General features: G+C 56.8%; 4 protein-coding genes and 1 pseudogene. 4 read left to right on the plus strand and 1 reads right to left on the minus strand.

The annotated features are described in order from the left end of the window. Positions 1-719 (minus strand): transposase (locus IEW17_RS20530; RefSeq protein ID WP_188563933.1); only part of this gene is annotated, 719 nt, incomplete at its 3' end. Positions 720-920: 201 nt separating this feature from the next. Between IEW17_RS20530 and IEW17_RS21170 the strand changes: the two genes are divergently transcribed. The 4 genes and pseudogenes from IEW17_RS21170 (at position 921) to IEW17_RS21565 (ending at position 1,923) form a co-directional block, all read left to right on the plus strand. Continuing rightward, positions 921-1,169 (plus strand): transposase, encoded by a 249-nt coding sequence (locus IEW17_RS21170; RefSeq protein ID WP_229749181.1) that lies wholly within the window; start codon positions 921-923, stop codon positions 1,167-1,169. Between the two features lie 6 nt (positions 1,170-1,175). Next, entirely contained in the window at positions 1,176-1,553 is a 378-nt protein-coding gene (locus IEW17_RS21175; protein WP_229749182.1) for a hypothetical protein, read from the plus strand. Positions 1,554-1,592: 39 nt separating this feature from the next. Next, positions 1,593-1,751: pseudogene (locus IEW17_RS21180) on the plus strand (IS5/IS1182 family transposase); the annotation flags it as partial. Positions 1,752-1,776: 25 nt separating this feature from the next. After that, positions 1,777-1,923: a transposase gene (locus tag IEW17_RS21565; protein WP_188563934.1), complete on the plus strand. Its 147-nt coding sequence runs from the start codon at positions 1,777-1,779 to the stop codon at positions 1,921-1,923. Positions 1,924-2,359: the final 436 nt, after the last annotated feature.

Below are 2,359 nucleotides of genomic sequence, written 5' to 3' on the forward strand. Positions count from 1 at the left end.
ATGCCTGGATTGCAATAGTTAACATTCGCAGAACCCTGAAGTTCTGCTAACTCAAACAGCTTCTTAGGCATCCACTTTACTTTCAGTATCTTGCCTTGCGCTACCTCCTCGTTCGACCAGCACAGGCAGCCCACCGGCTGGTCGGGCTGCTGGTCGCCGGAGTCGTCGACCAGGCGGTTACTTTTCAGCGGGCAGTAAAAGGTTTTGCCGGCCGCCAGCAGCCACTTGAACAGGGCCGTGGTGGCGTACCAGCTGTCCATCAGAACCGTACGGTAGGCAACACCGCGCGGGGCCAGTTGGCCCAGCATGTCGGCCACGTGGTCGAGCTTGGTCTTGCCGTCCACGTCGGGGGCGAAGAGGCGGTAGTCAATGAGCCAGAACTGGTCGGTGTCGGGATTGACGTACACGCAATTGACCAGGCCGATGCCGGCAATCACGCCGTGGGCGTTGCCGCTGTACTGGCGGCGGACCAGTTCGATGCGCCGGCTGTGGTGCTTGTCGAGCACCGTGTCGTCGAACAAGACGTAGCCCCGGGCGCTGAGCACGACCTGCGGCCGCACCTGCTGCCAGAGCTGGCGGGGCGTGAAATGACTGGTCTTGAGAAAGTAACCCACGTTGTCGTGCGTGAGCCCGTCCAGGTGGTCGGCCAGGTACGTGCCCGTATAGTTCACCTGGCTGCTCACCAGAAACTGCCCGTAAAGTTGCGCGGTCACTTTCATGGCTTTTCCTTTCAAATTACGCCTTCTGCGTAAGTCCTAAACTTGTTAGATAGTTCAGGCGGGCTAGAGCGTGAGGACAATTATCTTTACCAAGCCATTGGCAAAAAATAATAACCTTAATTATTGAAGCTGTTTAGAAAGTCAAAGGACTCCCAAAAAAGCGCGAAATTTGAGGTGTAACACTCCTTTTTTTGCATTTTAATGGAAGTCCTGTCCAGAGATATGATTCGCCAATGGATTCTGCCCGCGCTCCCGTTCTCCGCCCACGGCCGCCCCTCGGTCGTGGAGCCGTTTGAGCTGGTAGAAGTCATTCTCTACAAGCTCAAAAGCGGCTGTCAGTGGCGCTTATTGCCGGTCAAACAGTTTTTTACGGGCGCATCCCTGACCTGGCAGGGCGTGTACACCCGCTTTAATGCTTGGCGCAAGGACAGGTCCTGGCAAGGGGTCTGACTCAATGTGTTGCGCGAAAACGGGGCCCACCTCGAATGTTCCAGCGTCCAGCTGGACGGCAGCCACACGCCCGCCAAAAACGGGGGGGAAGCCGTCGGCTACCAGGGCCGCAAAAAAGCCCGCACCACCACGGCCCTGTTCCTGGCCGATAACCGGGGCCAGCCCCTGGCCTGCGCCAGCCCGCAGGCGGGCAACCACCACGACACCCACCTGCTCAACGCCTTGTTCGGGGAAATCTGCGCCTCGCTCGAAGCGGCCAATATTCCCGTCGCCGGGCTGTTTCTGAACGCAGACAAAGCCTTTGACCCCACGGCCTTTCGCCAGGAATGCGCCCGGCGTGACATCGAGGCCAACATCCCCCGCAACCGCCGCGCCGCCGACTGACAGACCGACGACGACACCCCCTTCGACCCCGAACTTTACGCCCGCCGCGTCGTGGTCGAACACGCCAACGCTTGGCTCGACGGCTTTAAAACCTTGCTCGTGCGCTACGAAACCAGCGTCGGCAATTGGCTGGCCTGGCACTGGCTCGCCTTCGTTGTCATCTTTTTGCGAAAAATCAACCGAAAACCGACTTTCTAAACAGCTTCATTAAAGTATATGCGTCGTGTACGCATGCCACGCCGAATGGGCAGCCAAGGGATTGACGTTGTTGTTCTTGCCGCCCTACAGCCCCGAACTCAACAGAATCGAGCTGCTCTGGCACCGCTGCAAGCATTACTGGGTACGCCCCGAAGACTACCAGACCGACTAAACCCTGCTCGAACGAATTGAATACGTGCTTAATAAAGTTGGCTCAGATTATACGATTACTTTTGCGTAACTACTTAAGTCCCAACAACTGTTACTTTTACATGTACTCATTACAAAGCGATTTGCGAAAAATCAGGCAGAAGGGGTAAAAACGCAACCCTTCGTATCTCAGCGTTGAACGATGATGGAACGGCGCAAATGCCGAGACGTAAAGGGTCGTGTCTCTGCACCAGTCTCGCATTCCACTTCATAACGAGTACGACTGCTTGAGGGACTGGCAAAAATTCGCTGTAACGCTGCTGCGTGACTTTTAGTCAGCGTGGGGGACGTGTGGAACCGGCGGCTTGGGGTGGTAGAATGCAAAACGCCCTCCGCGGCTGGTGAAAGCGGCGGGGGGCGTTACGAAATAAGGTTGGCGGCGACCGACTCTCCCACCG

Origin of the sequence: Hymenobacter frigidus (assembly GCF_014640435.1) — a bacterium.
GTDB lineage: Bacteria > Bacteroidota > Bacteroidia > Cytophagales > Hymenobacteraceae > Hymenobacter > Hymenobacter frigidus.